Raw genomic sequence first — 22,797 nt, 5'->3', positions numbered from 1 at the left:
GGGGGCCCCGGGGGGGGGGGGGGGGGGGGGGGGGGTCATTCGGCGAGCATCGCGTCGCGGCGCTCGAGGCAGTCGGTGACGAAGTCGAGGAACCGCCGGCTGCTCTCGCCGCGGGCGAACCCGAAGTAGTGGTCGCGGACCTTCTCGCGCTCGGCGCGGTGCGGGTCGGCCGTGAGCGTGGCCGCGAGGATCTGCGGGAGGTCGTCGACCGTCGTCGCGTCGACGACGTCGGTGGCCCGCGCCACGGGCGCCTCGGCGAGGAGCCGGTCCCGGTCGGTGCGCCGGTCCGTCAGCACGATCGGGGCGTCGGGGCGCAGGTAGAGGAAGTCCAGGCCGACGGACGAGATGTCGGTGACCAGCACGTCGACGCTCTCGAAGAGGCCGAGGACGTCCGCGTCGAGCGGCAGCTCGTGCGGCGCGCCGGCCCGGCGCGCCGCCCCCACGAGGCGGACGATCTCGGCGTGGGCGCCGGCGACGCCCGGGTCGGTCGCCGAGCGGACCCGGGGGTGCGGCTTGTAGACGAGGCGCACGTCGTCCCGGGCGAGGAGCGCCCGCACGATCGGCACGCCGTACAGGTCGAGCGACGTGTAGTTGTTCGCTGCGTCCTCCCCGGACCAGGTGGGGGCGTACAGCACCGTCCGGCGTCCGGCGACGGGCGCCAGGGAGGGGGCCACGTCCAGGTCCAGCTGCGGGCGCCCGCAGGGCACGAGGCGGTCGAGGTCGAAGTTGATCAGCGCACGCCGGTGACGCTCCACCGCGGCCTGGCCGGCGACGACCACGTGGTCGTAGGCCTTGGCCTGGTTGGAGACCATCGAGATCTTGTCGGACTCCCCGTGGTTCACGTGCACGTGCAGCGCCCGCTGGTAGATGAGCGACTGGAAGTTGCGCATCCCGTTGTTGACGTAGACCACGGTCTTCACGCCGATCCGGTCGTACAGCTGGCGCAGCCCGTCCAGGTGCCGGGTGAAGAGGACCGGCAGCGTGGTGGCGTCGCGCAGCAGCAGCGCGGTCTCCCATTGGCGGGTGACGATCGCCAACCGGTGCTGCTCGGCGACCCGCTCGAGCACGGGCAGCCACTGCCGGATCTGGTAGGCCTGGTCGGGCAGGTCGGCGAAGTAGGCCACGACCGGGAAGGCCGGAAGCGCGTCGAGCGTGGGGTCGAACGGTGGCGGCTCGACGTCGATCGTCCGGTTGATGAGGTGCTTGACCCGAGACCCGGCGCTGAGCAGCGCGCGCGCGGCGAGGGTGCGGGCGCGGGCCGCGAGCGTGGGCTGCGGGGTGCTGGCGTGCGTCATCCGTTCCTTCCCGGGGGCGCATGGTCCGACGGCGCACGAGTATCCCACGCGGGAGGTTCCGCGCGGGGTACCGCCGGCGTCGTGCGCGGACGGGAACGTGAGGGTCCGGGCGTGATGACCTACTGAACCTATCGGTATAGTGCTATTGAGCTCCGGTCAGGCGGTTCGCTGTAGGATCGTCGGGGCCGGGCAGCCGCTGGCCGTACCTCGGAAGACGGGTTTTCAGGATTCGTGACCACCGACACCACCACGGGCGCCGCATCGGGTGACCGCGGGACGCCGGGCCCCGGGAGCGACCCGCTCCGGCCCCCGGAGCCGATCGTGCCGGACACCACCTCCGCGGAGCGTCGCGCTCTCGCGCAGGAGTACGGGCTCCAGCAGATGGGGGTCCGTCCCCCGCTGGGACGCTACATCCGCGACGTGGTCTCGCGCTGGGCGTTCATCCGGGTGCTGGGCACCGCCAACGCCTACGCGAAGAACCAGAACAACTACCTGGGCCAGCTCTGGGCGATCCTCAACCCGGTGCTCAACGCGACCGTCTACATCCTGATCTTCGGCATCCTGCTGCAGGCCAGCCGTGGCGTGGAGAACACCATCGCGTTCATCACGATCGGGACGTTCCTGTTCCGGTTCGTCGAGCAGTCGGTGAACGGCGGCGCCAAGTCGATCGCCAAGAAGACCAACCTCATCCGGTCGCTGCACTTCCCCCGGGCGGTGCTGCCGATCTCGCAGGTGGTGTCGCTGCTCGCGACGCTCGTCCCCGCGCTCCTCGTGATGTGCACGATCGTCCTGCTCAGCGGCCTCCTGCCGGCCTACCCGCTCGTGCACGTCACGTGGAGCTGGCTGCTGCTGCCCGGGATCGTCGCGCTCCTGTGGCTGTTCAACACGGGCCTCGCGTTCATCATGGCCCGCATGGTCGCGATCACCCCGGACCTCGACAACATCATCGGTTTCATCATGCGGCTCGCGATGTTCGGGTCGGGCGTCATCTTCCCCGTGACCCACTACACGGGTCACCTGAGCGCCGGCGTGCAGGCCGTCGTCGCCCCCATCCTGGAGTACCAGCCGATCGCCGTGTTCCTGTACGTGGGCCGGTCGATCCTCACCCAGGAGCCGGAGATCCCGCAGGACCCCTGGATGTGGCTCTGGGCGGGCCTGTGGGCCGTCGGCACGTTCGTCATCGGGTTCATCGTCTTCTGGCGAGGAGAGGAGCGGTACGGCCGTGACTGAGTCGGACCTTCACCTCGACGTCGACCTGGACGCCGAGCTCGAGCCGGAGGACCTCGAAGGGGGCCCGCCGGTCGCGACGCTCGGCGACCCGGTGCTCGTCGTCGACGACCTGCACATCGTCTACCGCGTCTTCGGGGGCAAGGCGCGCCAGGCCGCCCGCTCCGGCGCGCACGTGGAGCAGGCCGCGGCGCCCAGGCGGTCGTTCGTCCGGCGGCTGCTGAGCTCCACCACGCAGCACGTCGGCTCGGTCAGCGAGGTGCACGCGGTGCGGGGCATCTCGTTCGTCGCGCGCCACGGCGAGGCGATCGGCATCGTCGGCGTCAACGGCTCCGGCAAGAGCACCCTGCTGCGGGCCGTCACCGGCCTGATCCCGCCCCACTCGGGCGCCGTCTACGTCGCGGGGGAGCCGGCGCTGCTCGGCGTCAACGCCGCGCTGATGCCGGAGCTGACCGGCGAGCGCAACATCATGATCGGCGGCCTGGCCCTGGGCCTGACGCCGAAGCAGGTCGAGGAGCGGTTCGACGAGGTCGTGGAGTTCGCCGGCATCGGCGACTTCGTCTACATGCCGATGAAGACCTACTCGTCCGGCATGGGAGCGCGGCTGCGGTTCGCGATCTCCTCGTCGGCGACGCCGGACATCCTCATGATCGACGAGGCGCTCGCCACCGGCGACGCCGCCTTCAAGGCGCGGTCGAAGGCGCGGATCGACGAGGTTCGCGAGAACGCCGGGACGATCTTCCTCGTGAGCCACTCGATCGGCACCGTCGAGGCGATGTGCACCCGCGTGCTGTGGGTGCACCAGGGTCAGCTCGTCATGGACGGCAGTACCTCCGAGGTCCTCCCGCACTACAAGGAGTTCGTCCGCGCGCACCGCCAGGCGAGGTCGTCCGGCCGCGCGGGCGGGGTCGGACCTCGCGGGCGCCGCAAGAACGGCAGGAACGGCAAGAAGCAGAACGGCGACTGACCCGGACCGTCCGCCATCGTGCGGCCGGCCCGGGTCCCGCCGGCTCAGCCGCGGGCGTCCAGGCGGGCGAGGAGCGCCGCGCGCACCTGCGCGACGGCGTCGGCCACCTCGACCCGCGAGGTGTCGATCACGAGGTCGGCGTCGGTCGGCTCCTCGTAGGGCGAGGAGATCCCGGTGAACTCCGGAATCTCGCCGCGGCGGGCCTTGGCGTACAGGCCCTTGCGGTCCCGCGCCTCGCACACCTCGAGGGGCGTGCTGACGTGCACGAGCAGGAACAGCCCGGCCGCCTCCGCGTGCTCGCGCACCCGGGCGCGGCCCGAGGCGAACGGCGCGATGGGCGCCGCGACCGCGACGCCGCCGTGCGAGGAGACCAGCGAGGCGACGTAGCCGATCCGCTCGACGTTGAGCTCGCGGGACTCCTTGTCGAAGCCCAGCCCCCGCGACAGGTGCTGGCGCACCTCGTCGCCGTCGAGCAGCGTGGTGTGCAGGCCCTCGTCGTCGAGCTCGGCGGCGAGCGCGCGGGCGACGGTCGACTTGCCCGAGCCGGACAGCCCCGTGAAGAAGACGACGGCGCCGCCGGCCCGCGCGGTGCGCGCGGCACGCGCGAGCTCGGCAGCCGAGCTCTCGGGGTAGAGCGCGGCGACCTCGTCGGCCCAGACGGACCTGAGGCCCGCCACGCGCTCCCGGGTGGCGGCGTCGCGCCGGTCGGCGAGCACCACGGTGCGGTCGGCGCCGTACCGTGCGCCGACGTCGCCCCAGCGCAGGGCGCCGGGGGCGGTGGCGGGCCACGGCACGGCGACGACGTCGGCCCGCGGCCCGGCGTCGGTCGTGGTGTCGGTCGCGATGCCGTTCGCGACTTCGGCGGCGATGCGCACGAGGCCCGGGGCGCCGACCGCACCCGGCGCGGGGGAGCGCCGGGAGGCCGGCACGAGGAGCAGCACGCGCCCGGCGCCCGCCACGACGCCGGGCAGGTCCTCGACCTCGGCCCGCGTGGGCGCCTCGGTCAGGACGACGGCGACGGTCGGGCCGTCCGCCGGCTCGCCCCGCACGGCGTCCGCGGTCCTGCGCAGCTCCGGGTCCCAGTGCGGGCCCGCGGCGCGGGCGAACGGCTTGACGGCGCGCAGCCCGCCGTCGTCGGCGACGGCCAGGGGCGTGTTCTCGGCGTCGGTGAGGGTCACCGCGCCGTCGGGGAGCCCGACGGGCGGGACCCACGCGGCGCCGCCGCCCAGGGCGAGCTCCAGCAGGTCGAGCTCGTCGGCGGTCAGGACGTGGGTGGTCTCGGGCAGGCTCATGAGCGGGGTGACGAGTCCTTCGAGGTCGGCTGGTCCGTCGGCTGGTCCGCCGGCGGGTCGGTCCGTGGCGCGGGGGCGGAGACCGTGCCCAGCGGCATCGGCTTCGGCGGCAACTTCTTGATCCGCTCCCGCACCACGATCCACAGCAGGTTACCGACGACCAGCGCGCCGGCCATCGCGCCGAACACGACGGCGACGGACGCGCCGAGCAGCTTGAGGCTCGATCCGAGGAGGAGGATCGCGAGCGCGCGGCGGATGATCCCGCCCGGGGCGCGGCTCGACACCTGGGCGCCGAACCAGGCGCCCGGGATCGCGCCGATGAGCAGCGAGACCGTGAGCCACAGGTCGAAGTCGCCGTAGATGAGGTGGCCGAGGGACGCGGCCGCGACCAGCGGCACCGCCTGCACGAGGTCGGTGCCCACGAGCTGGGAGGCCTTGAGCGCCGGGTACAGCAGCAGGAGCACCACGATGATGATCGACCCCGCGCCGACCGACGTCATGCCGACCAGCAGGCCCGCGACCGCGCCGACGACCACGGTGGCCACCTTGCGGACGTGCACCTCGGGGCTGCTGGGGGCGGCGGGGCCCTCGCCGAGGGCGGTGCGGCGCTGCAGCATCCCCAGCACCGCCCGGACGACCAGGCCGAGCGAGGCCACGAGCAGGGCGACGCCGAGCACGATCTTGATGCCGGCGTCGAGGGACTCCCCGAACGGCAGGGACTGGATGATCAGGGCGCCCGCGAACGCCGCCGGCACCGACCCGACGCAGAGCCAGAGCACCAGCTGCAGGTTCACGGTCCGGCGCCGCAGGTGCACGATCGCTCCCGCGGGCTTCATGAAGAAGCTCGCGACGACGTCGCTGGAGACGGCCGTCAGCGGGGGGATCCCGAACACGAAGATGAGCATCGGCGTCATCAGGGCGCCGCCGCCCATCCCGGTGAGACCCACGACGAAGCCGACCGCGAGGCCGCCGAGGATCAGGAGCAGGTCGATGTCCATGGCCAGTAGTCAACCAGTTCTATCGGGAATCAAGGAATACCGTCCGGCAGCTCGTGCCCTCCACCGGACGCGCACGGAGGAATGGTAGCCTCGGCGGCGGCCTGTCGAGGGCCTCCGACCACACCCCATCCGAGGAGTCGCATGGCCGTGCCGAGTCCGATCCACCCGGACCCGTCGCTCTCCGACGTCGATCTCGCCGTGGCGCTCGCCGAGGGCGCCGGGCAGGTCCTGCTCGGCCTCCGGGCCGCCGTGGACGCCGCCGGCGGCGGATTCGACGCCAAGGAGCTCAAGGACGCCGGCGACGCGGCCAGCCAGGAGTGGCTCGCCGCCGCACTGGCGCACGCGCGCCCGGGCGATGCGGTCCTGTCCGAGGAGGCGAAGGACGACGCCGCGCGCGTCGCCGCCGACCGGGTGTGGATCGTCGACCCCCTCGACGGCACTCGCGAGTTCGCCGAGCGGCACGCGGACGGCGACGTCGCCGGGCGGTGGCGCGACGACTTCGCCGTCCACGTGGCCCTCTGGCAGCGCGGCGCCGGGCTCACCGCCGGAGCCGTCGGCCTGCCGGCGCGCGGCACGGTGCTCAGCACCGTGAGCCCCGCTACCCCGGCCGACCCGGACGGTGTGCTCGACGGCAGCCGCCCGCTGCGCCTCGCGGCCAGCCGCAGCCGCCCCCCGGCGTTCGTGTCCGACCTGGCCGCCCGCGGCGACGTCGAGCTGGTCCCCATGGGGTCGGCGGGCGTCAAGGTGATCTCCGTCGTCGACGGGACCGTCGACGCCTACGTCCACGGCGGCGGCCAGTACGAGTGGGACTCCGCGGCACCCGTCGCGGTGGCCGGCGCCGCCGGCCTGGAGTGCACGCGCCTGGACGGCTCGCCGCTCGAGTACAACCGCCAGGATCCCTGGCTCCCCGATCTGTTCGTGTGCCACCCGGCCCTGGCGACGCACCTGCGTGCGGCGCTGACGGCGGTCGGGGTCGAAAGCAAGGAAGGTGCCCAGTCGTGACGTCTCACGTCCTGAGCCAGCTCCGCAGCCTCGAGGCGGAGAGCATCCACATCTTCCGCGAGGTCGTCGCGGAGATGGAACGTCCCTGCCTGCTGTTCTCGGGCGGCAAGGACTCCATCGTCATGCTCCACATGGCGGCCAAGGCGTTCGCGCCGGCGCGGATCCCGTTCCCGATCATGCACGTGGACACGGGCCTGAACTTCCAGACGGTCCTGGACACCCGGGACCGCTGGGTCGAGCGGACGGGCGTGCAGCTCGTCGTCGCCTCCGTCCAGGACGCGATCGACCGCGGGCTCGTCGCCGAGGAGCCGAACGGCTCCCGCAACCGCATCCAGACGCCGGTGCTGCTGGAGGCCGTCGAGAAGAACGGCTTCGACGCCCTCTTCGGCGGCGGGCGCCGCGACGAGGAGAAGGCCCGCGCCAAGGAGCGCGTGTTCTCCTTCCGCGACGACTTCGGGCAGTGGGACCCCAAGAACCAGCGCCCGGAGATCTGGAACCTGTACAACGGCCGGGTCCACCAGGGCGAGAGCATCCGCGTGTTCCCGCTGTCCAACTGGACCGAGCTGGACATCTGGGCGTACATCGCCGCCGAGAAGATCGACCTGCCGGACCTGTACCTCGCCAAGGAGCGCGAGGTCGTGGACCGGGGAGGCATGCTCTTCGCCGTCAACGAGTTCACCCCGCTCAAGGAGGGGGAGACCTCCGAGGTGCGTTCCGTGCGCTACCGCACGGTCGGCGACGCCAACCTGACCGCCGCCGTGGCGTCCGAGGCCACCACCCTCGACGCGATCGTCGAGGAGGTCGCGGCGGTGCGGCTCACCGAGCGCGGCGCGACGCGCGGCGACGACAAGGTGAGCGAGGCCGCGATGGAGGACCGTAAGCGAGAGGGCTACTTCTAAGCCATGACTGAGACTTCTGTGCAGGACGCCATGCCGAACGACGCGACCGGTCAGCAGGCGGTCGACACGAGCGCCGACCTGCTGCGCTTCGCGACCGCGGGCTCCGTCGACGACGGCAAGAGCACCCTCATCGGTCGGCTGCTCTTCGACTCCAAGACGATCTTCGAGGACCAGCTCGAGTCGGTGGAGAAGGTCAGCACCGAGCGCGGCAACGACTACACCGACCTGGCGCTGCTCACCGACGGCCTGCGGGCCGAGCGCGAGCAGGGCATCACGATCGACGTGGCGTACCGCTACTTCGCGACGCCGAAGCGCAAGTTCATCATCGCGGACACCCCGGGGCACATCCAGTACACCCGGAACATGGTGACCGGCGCCTCGACGGCCGACGTCGCGCTGATCCTCGTGGACGCGCGCAAGGGCGTCATCGAGCAGAGCCGCCGGCACACGTTCCTGGCGACGCTGCTCGGCGTGCCGCACATCGTGGTGTGCGTCAACAAGATGGACCTCGTCGACTACTCCGAGGAGGTCTTCCAGAACATCCGGCGCGACTTCACGGAGTTCGCCTCCCGGCTGCGGGTGCCCGACCTGACGTTCATCCCGATCTCGGCCCTCGTGGGCGACAACGTCGTGAACCGCAGCGAGAACACGCCGTGGTTCGACGGCGCGCCGCTGCTCAGCCACCTGGAGAACCTGCACGTCGCGAGCGACCGGAACCTGCAGGACGTCCGCTTCCCGGTGCAGTACGTCATCCGCCCGCAGTCGCACGACGCGCGGGACTACCGCGGGTACGCCGGGTCGGTCGCCAGCGGCGTCATGAAGCCGGGCGACCGGGTCGTGGCGCTCCCCTCGGGGCTCGAGACGACGATCGAGGGCATCGACACCGCCGACGGCCCCGTCGACGAGGCGTACCCGCCGATGTCGGTCACCGTGCGCCTGACGGACGAGATCGACATCTCGCGCGGCGACATGATCGCCCGGCCGAACAACACCCCGGCCGCGCTGCAGGACATCGACGCGCAGATCTGCTGGATGGACGAGACCGCGCCGCTGGTCAAGGGCAAGAAGTACGCCATCAAGCACACCACCCGGTGGGCGCGCGCGATGGTCAAGGACATCAACTACCGCGTCGACGTGAACACGCTGCACCGGGACGAGGACGCGAGCGAGATCCGGCTCAACGAGATCGGCCGCATCCAGCTGCGGGTCACGAAGCCGCTGTTCGTCGACCCGTACCGCCAGAACCGGGAGACGGGCGCGTTCATCCTCGTCGACGAGACCACCAACAAGACCGTCGCCGCCGGGATGGTCGGCGGCCTGCCGCACGCCGCCTGACCGGGCGGAGGGACGATGCCGGTCTTCACCAAGGGCGACCGTAACGTCCTGTTCGTCCACATCCCCAAGACCGGCGGGTCGTCGATCGAGACGCACTTCGTCGACGCCGGCTGGCGGATGAGCTACCACGACGGACGCATGCGCAAGGGCAGGCCGAACTACCTGCGGCGGTGCACACCGCAGCACATGCACGGCGAGCTGCTGGGCCAGGTGTTCCGTCTGGACCGGTTCGACGCCGTCTTCGCCGTGGTGCGCGACCCTGTGGCGCGCTTCCGGTCGGAGTACGTGATGCGGCACAAGACGGAGCTGAGCACCGACGCCGCGCAGGTGGAGGAGTGGGCCGGACGGGCCTTCGCGCGCTTCGCGAAGGACCCGTTCGTCCACGACAACCACATCCGACCGCAGGTGCAGTTCCTCGTCGACGGGGCGCGCGTCTACCGGCTCGAGGACGGGCTCGACGCCGCGCTCGCCGACCTGAACGCGCGGTACGGCCTCGACGTGCCCACCGAGGTCGCCAAGGTCCGCACGAGCGAGACGACACGCGGCATCGCGAGCAAGGACGTCGAACTGTCGCCCCGTCTCGCGGCCCGCCTCGAGGAGTTCTACGCCGAGGACTTCGCGCGCTTCGGCTACCGCGACGTGGCGCCGGGACGCCGCTCCGTCCTGGCGCGGGCCGCGGGCCGCGCGTCGCACGACCTGGCGCGCCTCGCACGTCGTCTGTGAGCCGTCCCACCCCGGGCGCCACGGGGCGTATGATCCGGGCGACCGTCACCGGTGGGCGCGACGCCGCCACCCGCCGCCATCCTTCGAACGCGAGTTGATCCGACACAGTGTCCTCCACCACCGCCCTGCGATCCGTCTACCGGCGTCTGCCCGCCCCGCTCCGTGGTCCGGCCAGACGGCTGCGAGCGCAGGCGACTGAGCTGCGACGACTGGGCCGGGGCGTCCTCGTGTCCGTCGTCGTCCCGGTCTACAAGGTCGAGGACTACGTGGGCGAGTGCCTCGAGTCGATCCTCGCCCAGACGCACCGCCGGATCGAGGTGGTCGTGGTCGACGACGGCTCCCCGGACTCGTCGATCGACGTCATCAACGCGGTGGCGGCGAGGGACCGGCGCGTCCGGGTCGTCCGGCAGGAGAACGCCGGGCTGGGCGCCGCGCGGAACACGGGCGTGCGCAACGCGCGTGGCGAGATGCTGTGCTTCGTGGACTCCGACGACACGGTCCCGCCGAACGCGATCGAGGTCATGCTGACGTCGCTGATGCGTAGCGGCTCGGACTTCGCCGTGGGCTCGCTCCTGCGCGACACCTCGACGGGCATGCACATGCCGCCGTGGGCGCGGAGCCTGCACGACCGGACCCGTACCGGCGTCACGATCGCCGACGAGCCCGAGGTCCTCAAGAACGTCTTCGCGTGGACCAAGTTGTTCCGGACGGAGTTCTTCCACCGGGTGGTCGGGGGGTTCCCGGACGGGCTCTACGAGGACCAGGTGCCGTCGGCCAAGGCGTACCTGCACGGGCGGTTCGACGTGCTGCAGGACGTCGTGTGCCACTGGCGGATCCGGGACGACGAGTCGTCGATCACGCAGCAGAAGTCGACGATGCGCGACCTCACCGGCCGCTGGGCGATGCTCGACGAGCTCCACGAGGTCATGCGCGACGCCCCGGCGGCGGTCCGCCAGGCGTGGGAGGCGAAGGTCGTCGGCTTCGACATGCGCCCCTACTACGAGCAGGTGCCCCGCACCGAGGACGACTACTGGACGTTCCTGCGCCAGGAGGTGCGCGGCTTCCTCGACATGGCCGGGTACGAGCGGCTCGCCGAGGTCCGGGTCGCCGACCGGCTGCTCGCCGCGGCGACGTATCACGGGCTGCGCGACGACGTCGTCGAGCTGGTCTCGCGCCGGGAGTCCCGGACCTGGAAGGTGCACGGGGTGGTGCGCGAGGGCCGGGCGGTCGTGGGTGACGACTACTTCGTCGGTCTGGGGCTGACGCCCGACGGCACCGTCGAGCGGCTCGACGGCGACCTGGACGTGGTCGCCGACGTCCGGGTCGACCAGGTCCTGGCCGACGAGCGGTCCCTGGCGATCGAGGGCAATGCCTTCCTGTCCCAGATCGACCTGCGCGGCACGAGCAGCACCGTCACCGTCGAGGCCGTCCCGGCGGACGGCTCCGGCGCTGTGCGGGTCCACGGCGCCGTGGAGCGCTTCGAGGACCCCACCGCCGACCTGCGTGCCGTCGACCCGTGGAACGACCACGCGGGCTCGGGCTTCCGGGCGACGTTCGCCCTGGCGGACCTCGTCGCCGAGAGCTACTCGTTCGTCCTGACCGTGACGGTCGACGGCGCCTCGCGCGAGACGGCCGTCCCGCAGCCGGACGTCCGAGGGCGCGGGCGCCTGCCGGCCTTCGGCCCGCTGGGCGACGACGGCCGGTGGATCCTCGACCGCCTGCCCGAGTCCGGCGACCTCGTGCTGCGACGGCACGTCGCCCCCCGCACGCCCGTCCGCGCGGCACGCGTCCGCGCCGGCGCGCTCGAGGTCGAGCTGGCCGGGCCTGCGCAGGGGGGGATCGATTTCGTGGCGCGGTGCCACGACTCCGTCGTGCGGGGCGTGCCCACCCGCGAGGGTGACCGCGATCTCGTCGTCTTCACCCTGCCGCGGACGCCCGCGGACGGCCCGGCGCGGACCTGGCGGCTGGCGGCGCGGCGCCGCGGCGCGCCCGAGAGCAGGCTGTCGTGGGTGGCGGCGAGCTCCGGGTTGGACATCTCGCCGGGGTCGCACCTGGTGGTGGGGACGACCCGCTTCGGCAACGTCGTGGTGCAGACCGCCCCGCTCGCCGGGGAGATCGAGGACGTCGAGCTGACCCCGTCCGGGCTGCGCGTGCGCGGGCATGCCGCGGCGGCGCCCGGCCTGGGCGGCGAGCTGGTCCTCGCGCTGACGAGCGAGAAGGCGCCCGGCAGCGAGGTGACCGTGCCGGTGGACGCCGACGGCCGTTTCGACGTCACAGTGCCGGTCGTGGACCGCGTCGGCAACGTCCTCACGAAGTCGTCCGGCTTTCTCGTCACCCTTGCCGCCGGAGACCGGGTCGCGCGACCGCGGGCCGCCCGCCCGCTGGTGGCGCGGCTCCCGCTCGACGTCACCGGCGGGGGCCTGTCGGCGACCGTGACCGCGACCCCCAAGGCCGGGTCCGTGTGGGTGCGGCTCCGGGCGGCGCTCGACGACGAGGACCGCAGCCGCCGCGACCAGGAGCGCATGCAGGAGGACTACCGCGAGGGGCCGCACGCGCCTCTCGACGCGGTCGTGTTCGAGTCGTTCGGCGGCCGCACGATCGGGGACTCCCCCCTCGCCCTGAGCCGCGAGCTGCACCGCCGCGGCGACCTCCGTCCCCAGTACTGGTCCGTGGCCTGCCTGTCCACGCCCGTCCCCGAGTGGGCGACCCCCGTGCTGCGGTACTCCCGCCGGTGGTACGAGCTGCTCGCGCGGGCCACCCTGCTCGTCAACAACAACAACTGGCCGTGGTTCTTCCGCAAGCGGAGCCACCAGACGTACGTGCAGACGTGGCACGGGACGCCGCTCAAGCGGATCGGCAACGACGTCCCCGGGGCGAACCTCACCGTGACGTACCGCCGGCTCATGGAGCGCGAGGCCACGACCTGGGACTACCTGCTGGCGCAGAACGACTACTCCGCGCGCATCTTCCCCTCGGCCTTCGGCTACGACGGGCCGGTGCTCACCCAGGGCTACCCGCGGAACGACTCGCTCGTCGACGGCACGGCAGACATCACGCGGGCGGAGGTCCGCAAGCGGCTCGGGCTTGGCGACGACGCACGGGTGCTGCTGTATGCGCCGACGTGGCGCGACAACATCAAGGAGGGCGCCCGCTACGGGCGGGTCGCGTTCCTCGACTTCGACCGGCTGGCCGAGGCGACCGGTCCGGGGACCGTGGTGCTGTACCGGGGGCACGCCAACACCGCGTCGTCGTCGAGCGACCTGCCCGACGGCGTCCTCGACGTGACCCACCACCCCGACGTCAACGAGCTGATGCTCGCCTCGGACGCCCTCGTGACCGACTACTCGTCGATCATGTTCGACTACGCCGTGCTGCGCCGGCCGATCTACTTCCTGGTGCCGGACCTCGAGCTGTACGGGACGACGACGCGCGGCTTCTACCGTGAGCTCGAGGAGATCGCCCCCGGCCCGCTGTGCCTGAGCACCGAGGAGCTGGCCACCGCCCTGGAGCGCGACTACTGGGCCGCGCACGGCGAGGACCACAGCCGCTTCGCGGCGGAGTTCGCCCCGAGCGACGACGGGCGAGCGGCCGCGCGTGTCCTCGAGGCCGTCACCGCTCCCGACGATCCTTCCCCCGAGCAGCACGCACCGTCGTCATCCGCCACGCCGCACTCCTGAAACCTGGAGAAAACACCACATGTCGCTCTACCGCTCGGCACGGAGCCGGCTCGCGCAGGTCGCCAAGAGCCGGCTCGGTCGCCGGTACCCCGACACCTTCGGCATGAGGCGGTTCCGCCACCTGCTCGACGACTACGAGGTCGCCGACCTCATCGAGGTCGACGGGAAGGTACCGCTCAACTACTTCACCTACACACCGAACTTCGGTGACCTGCTGTCGCCGTGGCTCGTGGAGCAGATGACCGGGCGCGAGGTCGTCCTCGCGGACAGGAACGAGCCGCACTACGTCGTGATCGGTTCGATCGTCAACCAGGGCACCGACCAGTCGATCCTCTGGGGTACAGGGACGTACGGCACGGAAGCCAGGCCCGAAGCGGCCGCCAACGCGCGGTACACGGCCGTCCGTGGACCGCTGACGCGCGCGAAGCTGAGCGCCTCCTGGGGCTTCAACATCAACGTACCCGAGGTCTACGGTGATCCCGCCCTCCTGCTGCCCCTGTACTACATGCCCGACGTTCCGGTCACGCACGAGTACGGAGTCGCGGTGCGGTGGAGCGAACGGCGGTGGGCCGAGGCGACCTACGGGCCCGGCGTTAAGCTCATCGACTTCAGCCGGACGGACGTCGAGGACGTGGTCCGCGAGATGCTGTCATGCCGCCGCATCATCACGTCGTCGTTGCACGGGCTCATCGTCGCCGACGCCTACGGGATCCCCAGCGCCTGGCTCGCGTCCGACTCGCCGCGTGGCGGCGTCTATAAGTTCTACGACTACTTCGCCTCGGTGCAGAAGTTCCGAGCGCCGCAACCTCTGGAGCTGGACGCCGACCAGGTCACCGTGGAACGTCTCCGGGACTCGCTGACGTTCAGCCCGGAGGCGATCCGCTTCGACTACCGGCCGCTGCTGGACGCGTCCCCGTTCCTGCGCCGCAAGGAGCCCGTGCGCCCGCGGGCGGCCCGTGCCCGTCCGGCCAAGGAGCCCGGACAGGGTTTGGGCTCCGCACCGGGGACGGATGCTCTGCTCCCGACCCTCGGGTACTTCGGCGGCGTCGCCGTGAACTACCTCTCGGTCCGTACCGAGGGTCGCGTCTCCGAGGTCACGCTCTTCCTGCCGAAGACCGAGGGGCAGCTGGACGTGCGTGGCATCGGGCTCTACAACAAGGGCCGGCGTGTCGTCGTCGACGAGGGGAAGGTCACCTACCAGCAGAGCTCGGACGCCCTACGGACGCCGGGGCGGCCGAGCCCCTTCGCTCTCGGGGGAGTGCGCACCGAGAGGGAGCCCGGGGCATGGTGGACGGTGCGCCTCGACGCGCCGGTCGATGCCGACGAGGTGCGCGTCTTCAACCGCCTGGACGGGTGGGGGCGCAGGTCGCGAAAGCTCACGGTCGCGGTCGCGGGGCAGTCCGGTGGCTTCCGTACCGTCCGTTCCGTCAACTCAGACCGGGTCGTCGAGGAGACGCTCGCCCTGCTGTCGCGCCTGACCGATCGAGAGGTCGACGCCTCGGTCCTCGACTCGAAGGAGTCCGCCGGCACCGCGCGGCGCGAGCTGCTGGCGGAGCTCGCCCGCCGCGCCGGCGACGGGCTGCTGACCGCGGACAGGGAGGAGCAACGCCTGCTCTTCTCTCTGGTCCGCACCGATCGCCTGCGCGCGGACGAGGCCCTGACGGATGACGAGTGGACGCTCCTCGGGCACCTGCTCGCTGCGGAGCGGCTGCGGGTCCCCGCCACCAAGACGTCGATGCGGTCGCTGCAGTTCGTCCTGCGCACCCGCGGCGAGCTGGAGAGCCTGATCGAGGGGGTCAACCGCGCGGGTGAGGTGCTCGGGACCCCTCGAGCGGTGCTGACGAGGCACGGGATCGTCGACGTCGGGGGGCTCCGGGCGCGGTCGGAGGACTACCTGCGAACGATCGAGCGGGCGGGGGAGCTGCTCGAGTCGTGCGGGTACACCGCGATGCTCGCGTACGGGACGCTGCTCGGTGCCGTACGGGAGGGGGACTTCCTCGCGCACGACGACGACGTCGACCTGATGGTCCCGCTGGAGGCCGCGGGTCGCGAGGACGGCGAACCGGCGCTGGCCCGGCTGCGGGAGAAGCTGAAGGGCCAGGGGTGGAGGGTCACCCGGCCGAACTCCTACACGAACTTCCACCTGCACGACCCGGAGACGAAGCTCCACGTCGATGTCTTTCCCCTGTTCGTGGACGCCGGGACGACGACGCTGCACATGGAGAAGATGCGGCTGCGGCAGATCGACACGGACATCGTGATGCCGCCCGCACGCCTGTCGTTCCGAGGCCACGAGCTGTGGGGGCCGGCGCGCCCCGAGGCGTTCCTCGCCGAGCGGTACGGGGAGGGCTGGTCGGTCGCCGACCCGTACTACGACTGGCCGTGGAAGCTGCGCGACGATCAGCCGGACGAGCAGCAGCCCGCGGGACGAACCGGGGCCGCCTGACCTCGCCCGGCGTGCGCCCGGGTGTCGCGCTAGCCTGCCGTGAGACGCCCTTGGGAGGGGAGCGATGTCGCGTGGTCCGATTGACGACCGTCCCCCGCGCACCGTCGTCGTCGCGGACGACCGGCCTCCCGAGGTGCTCACGGGCTACCTCGCCCCGTACCGGCAGGACGAGCTGTTCGTCATCGCCCCGGTGGCGTACGACGAGTGGGGCCTGGAAGGCCTGCACGAGCACTACCTGCGGTTCGACAGGGAGTCGAACGTGCAGTGGCACCTCAAGCTGCGCGGTCCCGTCGACCGGATCGTCAACGTCCGCGTGGCACCGCCGGAGAAGCACGCCGCGATGCTGCGCGGTCTGCTGTTCCACCTGGGTCCGGGCGGCGAGTACGCGATCCCCAGGGCGGCCCTGACGGCGTACCCGGCGGGAAACCGTCTGGAGACGCTGCTGCGTCGGCTGGGCGACGGTCTCGCCCACGGCCACGACGCCGTGCCGACGGCCGCCCGCGAGCTCGCGCACGCGACCGCGGAGGTGCGCCTCGACCGGGACTGGATCCGCGTCCGCAAGAGCGGCCGGCACTACCTCAAGCTCTCGGACCGGTGGGCGAATCGGATGTTGGCGTCCCGGCGCTCGGCCACCACCGTGCGGGAGCTGCAGCGAGTCCCGGCAGGCACGTTCGCCTCCGGCACCACGATCGTCTCGCACGGTGCGAGCAAGACGCTGGGCGGTCTGAAGACCACGGTCGACACCCCGCCCCTGCACCTGCGCCACTACCAGGGGCGCATCGGCCTGGTCAGCAACGCGCTGACGTTCACCGAGAACGAGATCCTCCCGGACTCGTTCCGTCACCATCTCGCCGCCGACCTGACCAACCCCCGGCTCGTCGACGTCGGCAAGAGCTTCGCGCGCCTCGACCGGCAGGTCGTGCCCACCGACGAGCTCCACGGCTCGTACTACCTGCTGGACTCCGAGAACTCCGGTCACTTCGGCCACCTCATGACCGAGGTGGTCTCGCGCCTGTGGGGGTGGGACCGGGCGAAGCAGGACGCCCCGGACCTGCGGGCGATCTTCCGCATCAGGTACCCCCACGAGCGCGACCCGTGGCTCGAGCGCCTGGTGTTCTCCGCCTTCGGCATCCGGCCCGAGGACATCACCTGGGTCGACCGGCCGGTGTACCTGGAGTCGATGTACGGGGCGACCCCCATGTTCCACAACTCCGCGCCGCACTACGTGCATCCCGAGATCCGGGCGGTCTGGGAGCGGATCCGGGACGGGCTGCGTGACGACTCCGCGCCGTCCTGGGACCGGATCTTCGTCTCGCGCCGGGACACGCTGGGCAACCGGCGGTGCCTCAACCGTGAGGAGGTGGAGGACTACTTCTCGGCGGCGGGATTCGAGGTGATCTACCCCGAGGACTACGGGCTCGCCACGCAGGCGGCGATCTTCTCCCGGGCGCGGGTCGTCGCCGGCTTCGGAGGTTCGGCGATGTTCAACACGCTCTTCGCGGACCGCCTCGAGGACATGATCGTGCTCAGCCAGCAGGCGTACACGGCGCGGAACGAGGTGCTGATCTCCCTGCCGCTCGACGTCCGCCTCCACTACTTCTGGAACCGGCCGGACGTGCAGCACCCGCCGGGTGGGTGGTCGCGTGCCGCCTACAAGTCGTCCTGGACCTTCGACTTCGCTCAGCACCGTGAGCAGCTGGACCGGGTGATCAGGGCCGGCTGACCGGCTGGCCGTCGCCGCCTCGTGCCCGGTGATCTACGGAGGCCTGCCCCGCGCTCACGTCCCGACGGCCCGGGCGAGCCGGCGGCGCCACGCGGACGACCGGGTGCGCTCGTCGACGCGAGCGAACGCCGGCATCCGCAGCAGCCGCGACGCGGCGTCGGCTGCCGCACGCTTCACGGGGTGCCGTCGGCGACCTCCGGGCAGCTCGAGGCGTGTGAGCCTGGACGTGTCGAAGTACCTGGCCCGCTCGTCCTCGGGGAGGCCGGCCAGGAACGTGACGGCGCCGTGGCGCAGCGCGGCGCACGTCTGCGGCTGCATGACGTGCGCGACGGTGTCGACGAGTCCCTGGAGGTGCGCGACGTCGGCGTACGGGGACCGCGGCCGGTGGACGGCGTCGATCACCGTCAGCGGCACGCGGTTGCTGTTCTGGAACGGGGTGAGCCGCTCCAGCAGCCCCGCCGCTCCCACGGCCACCGACGGCGTCGACATGATCGCGCGAGCCGTGGCGAGGGCGGTGGAGAAGCACCCGACGACCGCGACGTGCTCGGCACGGTCGAGGTGCACCTCGACCGGGAGCGGGTCGTCGAGCACCTCGAGGGCGACCCCCAGGTCCCGGGCGGTCCGGTGGAGCGGCTCCAGCATGCCCGGCGGGGCGGACGGGTGGGGCTTGAACCGGACGACGTCGGCGCCCGAGGAGACCGCTGCCCGGATCATGTCGGCGTGCAGGTCGGCCTCTTCCTCCGCCGTCATGAGACCCAGTGCGGCCAGGTACTGGCCGACGACGACCGCGCGACGGGGGGACGTGCCCGCCTCCTGGCGCTCGCCGGCCGGACCGCCCGCGGCGGCGGTCTCGTGCACGAGATCGCGGAAGGCTGCCGTGGGCACCACGACCGGCTCGACACCGTGCTCGGACAGCAGGACCGGGCGCAGGCCCGGGACCAGGTCGAGGTGCAGCAGCACGCCCAGACGCTGTGCCACCTCCAGGGGCAGCGGGTTGCGGGTCGGGCCGTAGCTCATCAGACCGTCGGCGTACACGGTGACGGGCGCGTCGTGGAAGACCCGGGCCAGGGCCTGGGCGGGGTTGACCCAGATCGACTCGCACACGAGCTCGACCGGGCCGTCGCCGAGACCCCAGTAGTGGCGCAGGAGCCGCTCGAGCGCCGGGAGCTCCCGTGTCCCGGGCCGCCAGTCGGACGGGTGCACGGGAGCGACGAGGTCGGTGAGGTGCACGACCCGGTCGAACCGGTCTTGCACCGGTCCGGCCCCGGGGATCTCGTCGAGGGCGGGTGTCAGCTCGGGGGCCGGCGCGTTGTTGACCACCAGGAGGACGCGTTCGCCGTCGGGCCGCCCCAGGCGTCCGGAGTCGGCCGCGGCGGCAGCGGTCATGGCACCGAAGAGCGTCGAGGCGACGACGAGCTGGGTGGTCATGCGGTGATCTCCGTGAGGTGGGGGGCGAGGTGCCGGTCCACGCCGCGGGGCAGGACTCGGTGCAGCGTCCGGGCGCGTGCGCGGCGCATCACGCGGACCTCGGCGGCGAGGACGTCTCGGGGGAGGCCCTCGAAGAACGCGCGCGCTCCGGCGCGCAGGTCTCGCCGCACGTCGGGTGGCATGTTCGCGCTGCGGGCGACGTGGTGCGCGACGAGCGCGAGCGACGTCCGGGTGATCTTCGGCAGGAAGGCGTCGGCGTCGCGGTCCTGCTGCACCAGGTCGTAGGCCTGCCGGAGCGCCTTGAGGATGTCGAGCTGACGACGGTCGTAGATCGCCGTCAGCGACGAGGCGATGCCGCGCCGGTAGCAGAGCGTCGGCGCGTCCACCACGGCGTAGCGAGGCACGGACAGGAAGAGCCGCCAGATCCAGGGGCGGTCCTCGGCGGTGTGCAGGTCCGGCGGGAATGCCAGCAGCCCGTCCTCCGCCAGCGCCCTGTCGAAGATCCCCGCCCACGCGTACGGGTAGTCGACCATCGTGGAGGTGTGCACCGGCAGGATGGAGCCCCGCGGGTCCAGGGGCACGCCCCGGACGGACTGGGGTGCGCGGATCAGGTCTCGCCGGCGGCCGCGAACGGTCGTGTGGTCGGTCCGCACGAACGGGACCCGCAGGGCGTCCGACGCGTCGGCGAGGTGCGCCAGCCGGCCCGGCGCGAGCCAGTCGTCGGCGTCGAGGAAGGCCACGTACCTGCCGGTGGCTGCTGCGAGGCCCTGGTTGCGGGCGTTGGCCAGCCCGCTCGGCTCCGGGTTGGTCAGGACCGTGAGCCCGGGTAGCCGGCCGGTGAACTGCCGGGCGACGTCTGCTGTGGCGTCGGTGGACCCGTCGTCGATCACGATGACCTCGAGGTCGCGGGGGTCCTCGACCTGGCGGCCCAGGCTCGTCAGGGCGTCGGCGAGGAAGGGGGCCACGTCCTTGCCGGGGACGACGGCGGAGATCCGGGGGCGATGCGTCACGCGACAGGAGGCTATACACCTCCGGCAGCGCTCAGAACACCGCTCGGCGGACGTCTCCGGATGCTCAGGCAGAGTTCATCTCGGCGTCACCCGGGCGACAGACAACGGCACGATTCTCACCTTGGAGTGATGGCCGTGCGGCCGATCGGCCGCACGGACACGACGAAGGGGCCCCATGCTGGACACGACGGAGAGGGACGTTCGCCGCGCCTACGGTGACGGCAAGTCCCACGGGGAACGGTTCCGCGGGCAGTTCGGGCCCGTGCAGGGCCCGGCTCGCGGACCTCTGGACGACCTCGCGAGGCTGTTCACCGACCTGTCCGTCGACCGCGCCCGCGGAGTCGACGTCTCGGCGAAGCGGGTCGACGACGTTCGCCGTGCGGCGGTGGGCGCCCGCCTGGGTGACTGGTCCGGGCTGTCCCTGGGAGTCGTCGCGGCACTCGCCGCGCACTTCGAGGACCCGCTGTCGCAGGGGTGGCTCCCCGTCATGCTCGCGGAGCACGGCCGTTTCACCGAGGCGGTCGAGCACCTCGAGGAGATGCCGGACGCCGGGGCGCCCGGGTGGCCGCGGGCCAAGCTGGTCACGGCCCTGTGGGAGCTCGGCCGCTACGACGAGGCCCGCGAGCTGATGTGCTCGCTGCAGGCACGGTTCGACACCGTGCGGGAGAGCTCCGTCAGCGTGTGGGACGAGGGGCCGGTGGCCGCCGAGTACGCGCGGCTGCGCGCACAGGTGGAGCCGGGCTCCGTGCCGGTGTTCCTCCACCTGCCGTTCTCCGGGGGGACGAGCATGATCTCCGCGCTGAAGAACGTCGTCCCGTGGGGTCGGATGATCGAGATCCAGCGCCGGTTCGGTCTCCTCCAGCTCGAGGTGGCGCTGGAGCGTCCGCTGGCGGGGCCCGGCCGGCCGCTCCTGGTGCACCTGCACCACCCGGTCCCCCTCGAGCTGCCGGGGCTGCCGTCGGGTGCCGACCTGAGGTACTTCACGGTGCTGCGCGACCCGGTCTCCCAGATCCGTTCGGGCTTCTACAAGAGGATCTCGGCGCCGGGGATCGTGCCGACGGCGGACCACGGCCGGTCGGCGGACTTCGCGCAGCACGTCGAGTACACGACGTCGCACGGCCTGACGAACATGCTCGCCCGGCAGATCGTGATGACCCATCCCGAGATGCGTGCCGCCGCCCGCGCCGAGCTCTCCTCGCGAGGCGTCTTCCGGCCGATCGCCTCCGAGGAGGACATGTTCTGGTTCCGGTCCACGGCGCACCTGTCCGACGAGGTGCTGCTGCGGTGGAGCAGGGAGACGCTGGAGGAGCGCTTCACCCTGGTGGGCACCATGCGGCACCTCGGCGCGAGCCACCTCGCCGCAGTCGCGAGCACGGGACTTCCGGTGGCCGACCGGATCGGTCACCACGGACGGTCCGGGCAGCCCGCGACGGAGGGGGAGGCGGACCCTGTCCGCGAGCGCCTGCGTGACGCGAACTGGGTCGACCAGCAGCTCTTCGAGGAGTACACGGCCCGGTTCGAGCGGGACCACGCGACGCTCCTCGGCGCGCTCGACGCCGAGGCCGAGCCGGGCGTGGTGGTGCAGGGGGCGTCGTGAGCGTCGTCGCCGGTCGGGAAGGACCGGCGACGACGCCGCCGGGCGTGAACGGAACGGTTCAGCGTGCGACCGCCCGCCGCACGGCGCGGCCCCCGCCGTGCACCGCCCGCGCCAGCCATGACGCCCCGGGCTGCCGGCCGTCGAGGCGGCGCCGCAGCTCGTCGTTCTCCCGGGTCAGCTCGCGGACCCGGCGCCGCTGCTCCTTGGCCTTGGCGTCGAGCCTGGCGACCTGCTCGTTGATCGCCCGCCGCGCGCCGATGTCGCGCAGGGCGTCGGAGCTCCACCCCGCCGGGCGGTCCAGGACGCGCGAGAACGAGTCCGACCAGAGGTCGCCGAAGCGCTCGAAGTCCGAGGCGTAGACGGCCTCGAGCCGTTGGCGGATGCCGCCCGCGTAGACCTCGCGACCGGCGGCCAGGGGCGTGTCGTTCTCCCGGGCGAGCGCCAGCTCGGGGGAGGACCCCACGGTGCGGACCAGGTGGTCGGTCAGGTCGCCGGTGAGCTCGCCGATCTCGCTGATGTCGTAGATGCGGCTGTACGGGACCGTCTCCTCGTGCAGCCGCTCCGTGTGCGGGGCGAAGTGGCCGTCGCCGAGAGAGATGCCACCGGCGGGCCCTCCTCGCTCGAGCGCCCCCACGAACCGCTCCCAGTCGTCGAGCACGTCCTGCGCCGACTCGGGGGTGCGTGGCAGCCAGTCCCTCCCGGCGTACTTCCTGCCGCTGTACGACGGGTCGCCGACGAGGAACTTGGACTGCCAGGCGGAGAAGGCGCGCAGCCGCGGGTCGCGGACGACGGCGAAGACGAACCAGCCGTTGGCAGGCGAGATCTCGGCCCTGGCCTCGGGAGCGAGCTGGGTGAGCTTCGGGGTGTCGCGCCACGACCTGCGGTGGTGGATCAGCATGCGGCGGGTCGACTGGAGCGAGTCGGCGGCCATGATCCGTGCGACGTCCTGCCCGGAGATCTCCGCCAGCAGCCACTTGATCGACGTGCAGGCGTTCTTGCCGATCGAGACGAAGGCGATCCTCTGCTCGGGCAGGACCCAGGAGTTCTCCACGTCGCCCGCACCGGAGGCGTCCGCGGGGGAGACGGGTGCGATCTTCATGGGGCGTACGGTCACACGTCGAGGTGTCCAGGACGTGTCGGTGGCCTGAACTCCGGGTTCGAGCTCGAGCGGGACCTCC

General features: G+C 72.1%; 16 protein-coding genes. 10 read left to right on the top strand and 6 right to left on the bottom strand.

Going from position 1 to position 22,797, the window contains the following annotated elements; genetic code table 11:
* Positions 1–35 precede the first annotated feature (35 nt).
* A complete protein-coding gene (locus EYB28_RS15970; protein WP_166849862.1) occupies positions 36–1,295 on the bottom strand; it encodes a CDP-glycerol glycerophosphotransferase family protein in 1,260 nt (419 codons plus the stop codon).
* 321 nt (positions 1,296–1,616) lie between these two features.
* Between EYB28_RS15970 and EYB28_RS15965 the strand changes: the two genes are divergently transcribed.
* Both EYB28_RS15965 and EYB28_RS15960 read left to right on the top strand, forming a co-directional pair.
* Entirely contained in the window at positions 1,617–2,525 is a 909-nt protein-coding gene (locus EYB28_RS15965; RefSeq protein ID WP_240930594.1) for an ABC transporter permease, read from the top strand.
* Positions 2,518–3,489 carry an ABC transporter ATP-binding protein gene (locus EYB28_RS15960; protein ID WP_166849859.1) on the top strand — a complete coding sequence of 324 codons (972 nt, stop codon included), beginning with the start codon at positions 2,518–2,520 and terminating at the stop codon, positions 3,487–3,489. Before EYB28_RS15965 ends, EYB28_RS15960 begins: the two co-directional genes overlap by 8 nt.
* 44 nt (positions 3,490–3,533) lie before the next feature.
* On the opposite strand, the gene cysC is transcribed toward EYB28_RS15960, so the two are convergent.
* Together cysC and EYB28_RS15950 are read right to left on the bottom strand one after the other, a co-directional pair.
* Positions 3,534–4,781 (bottom strand): adenylyl-sulfate kinase, encoded by a 1,248-nt coding sequence (cysC, locus tag EYB28_RS15955; protein ID WP_166849856.1) that lies wholly within the window; start codon positions 4,779–4,781, stop codon positions 3,534–3,536.
* Positions 4,778–5,779, bottom strand: a complete 1,002-nt coding sequence (locus EYB28_RS15950) for a sulfite exporter TauE/SafE family protein (protein WP_166849853.1) — start codon at positions 5,777–5,779, stop codon at positions 4,778–4,780. The genes cysC and EYB28_RS15950 overlap by 4 nt, the downstream gene beginning before the upstream one ends.
* A gap of 141 nt (positions 5,780–5,920) precedes the next feature.
* On the opposite strand from EYB28_RS15950, the gene EYB28_RS15945 reads away from it, so the two are divergent.
* The 7 genes from EYB28_RS15945 to EYB28_RS15915 all read left to right on the top strand — a co-directional run bounded on the left by EYB28_RS15945 (position 5,921) and on the right by EYB28_RS15915 (position 17,584).
* Entirely contained in the window at positions 5,921–6,781 is an 861-nt protein-coding gene (locus EYB28_RS15945) for a 3'(2'),5'-bisphosphate nucleotidase CysQ (RefSeq protein ID WP_166849850.1), read from the top strand.
* Positions 6,778–7,680 carry a sulfate adenylyltransferase subunit CysD gene (gene cysD, locus EYB28_RS15940; RefSeq protein ID WP_166849848.1) on the top strand — a complete coding sequence of 301 codons (903 nt, stop codon included), beginning with the start codon at positions 6,778–6,780 and terminating at the stop codon, positions 7,678–7,680. The genes EYB28_RS15945 and cysD overlap by 4 nt, the downstream gene beginning before the upstream one ends.
* A gap of 30 nt (positions 7,681–7,710) precedes the next feature.
* A complete protein-coding gene (gene cysN, locus EYB28_RS15935; protein WP_166852559.1) occupies positions 7,711–9,015 on the top strand; it encodes a sulfate adenylyltransferase subunit CysN in 1,305 nt (434 codons plus the stop codon).
* Positions 9,016–9,030: 15 nt separating this feature from the next.
* Entirely contained in the window at positions 9,031–9,738 is a 708-nt protein-coding gene (locus EYB28_RS15930; RefSeq protein WP_166849845.1) for a sulfotransferase family 2 domain-containing protein, read from the top strand.
* A gap of 227 nt (positions 9,739–9,965) precedes the next feature.
* Positions 9,966–13,415, top strand: coding sequence for a bifunctional glycosyltransferase family 2 protein/CDP-glycerol:glycerophosphate glycerophosphotransferase (locus EYB28_RS15925; RefSeq protein ID WP_166849842.1), 3,450 nt, complete (start codon positions 9,966–9,968; stop codon positions 13,413–13,415).
* Between the two features lie 19 nt (positions 13,416–13,434).
* Positions 13,435–15,861, top strand: a complete 2,427-nt coding sequence (locus EYB28_RS15920; RefSeq protein ID WP_166849839.1) for a polysaccharide pyruvyl transferase family protein — start codon at positions 13,435–13,437, stop codon at positions 15,859–15,861.
* A 64-nt stretch (positions 15,862–15,925) separates the two neighbouring features.
* On the top strand, positions 15,926–17,584 hold the full coding sequence (locus EYB28_RS15915) for a DUF563 domain-containing protein (RefSeq protein WP_166849836.1): 1,659 nt from the start codon (positions 15,926–15,928) through the stop codon (positions 17,582–17,584).
* A gap of 54 nt (positions 17,585–17,638) precedes the next feature.
* Here EYB28_RS15915 and EYB28_RS15910 read toward each other — a convergent pair whose 3' ends face one another.
* A complete protein-coding gene (locus EYB28_RS15910; RefSeq protein WP_166849833.1) occupies positions 17,639–19,012 on the bottom strand; it encodes a polysialyltransferase family glycosyltransferase in 1,374 nt (457 codons plus the stop codon).
* Positions 19,009–20,022, bottom strand: a complete 1,014-nt coding sequence (locus tag EYB28_RS15905; RefSeq protein ID WP_166849830.1) for a glycosyltransferase family 2 protein — start codon at positions 20,020–20,022, stop codon at positions 19,009–19,011. Before EYB28_RS15905 ends, EYB28_RS15910 begins: the two co-directional genes overlap by 4 nt.
* Before the next feature lie 175 nt (positions 20,023–20,197).
* On the opposite strand from EYB28_RS15905, the gene EYB28_RS15900 reads away from it, so the two are divergent.
* Positions 20,198–21,619, top strand: coding sequence for a tetratricopeptide repeat protein (locus EYB28_RS15900; protein WP_166849827.1), 1,422 nt, complete (start codon positions 20,198–20,200; stop codon positions 21,617–21,619).
* Between the two features lie 58 nt (positions 21,620–21,677).
* On the opposite strand, the gene EYB28_RS15895 is transcribed toward EYB28_RS15900, so the two are convergent.
* Complete coding sequence (locus EYB28_RS15895) at positions 21,678–22,718, bottom strand: sulfotransferase family 2 domain-containing protein (RefSeq protein WP_166849824.1); 1,041 nt, start codon at positions 22,716–22,718, stop codon at positions 21,678–21,680.
* Positions 22,719–22,797 lie beyond the last annotated feature (79 nt).

It is taken from the genome of Isoptericola sp. BMS4 (assembly GCF_011634835.1).
Taxonomy (GTDB): domain Bacteria; phylum Actinomycetota; class Actinomycetes; order Actinomycetales; family Cellulomonadaceae; genus Isoptericola.
This window is presented reverse-complemented; position numbering and strand designations above follow the sequence as displayed.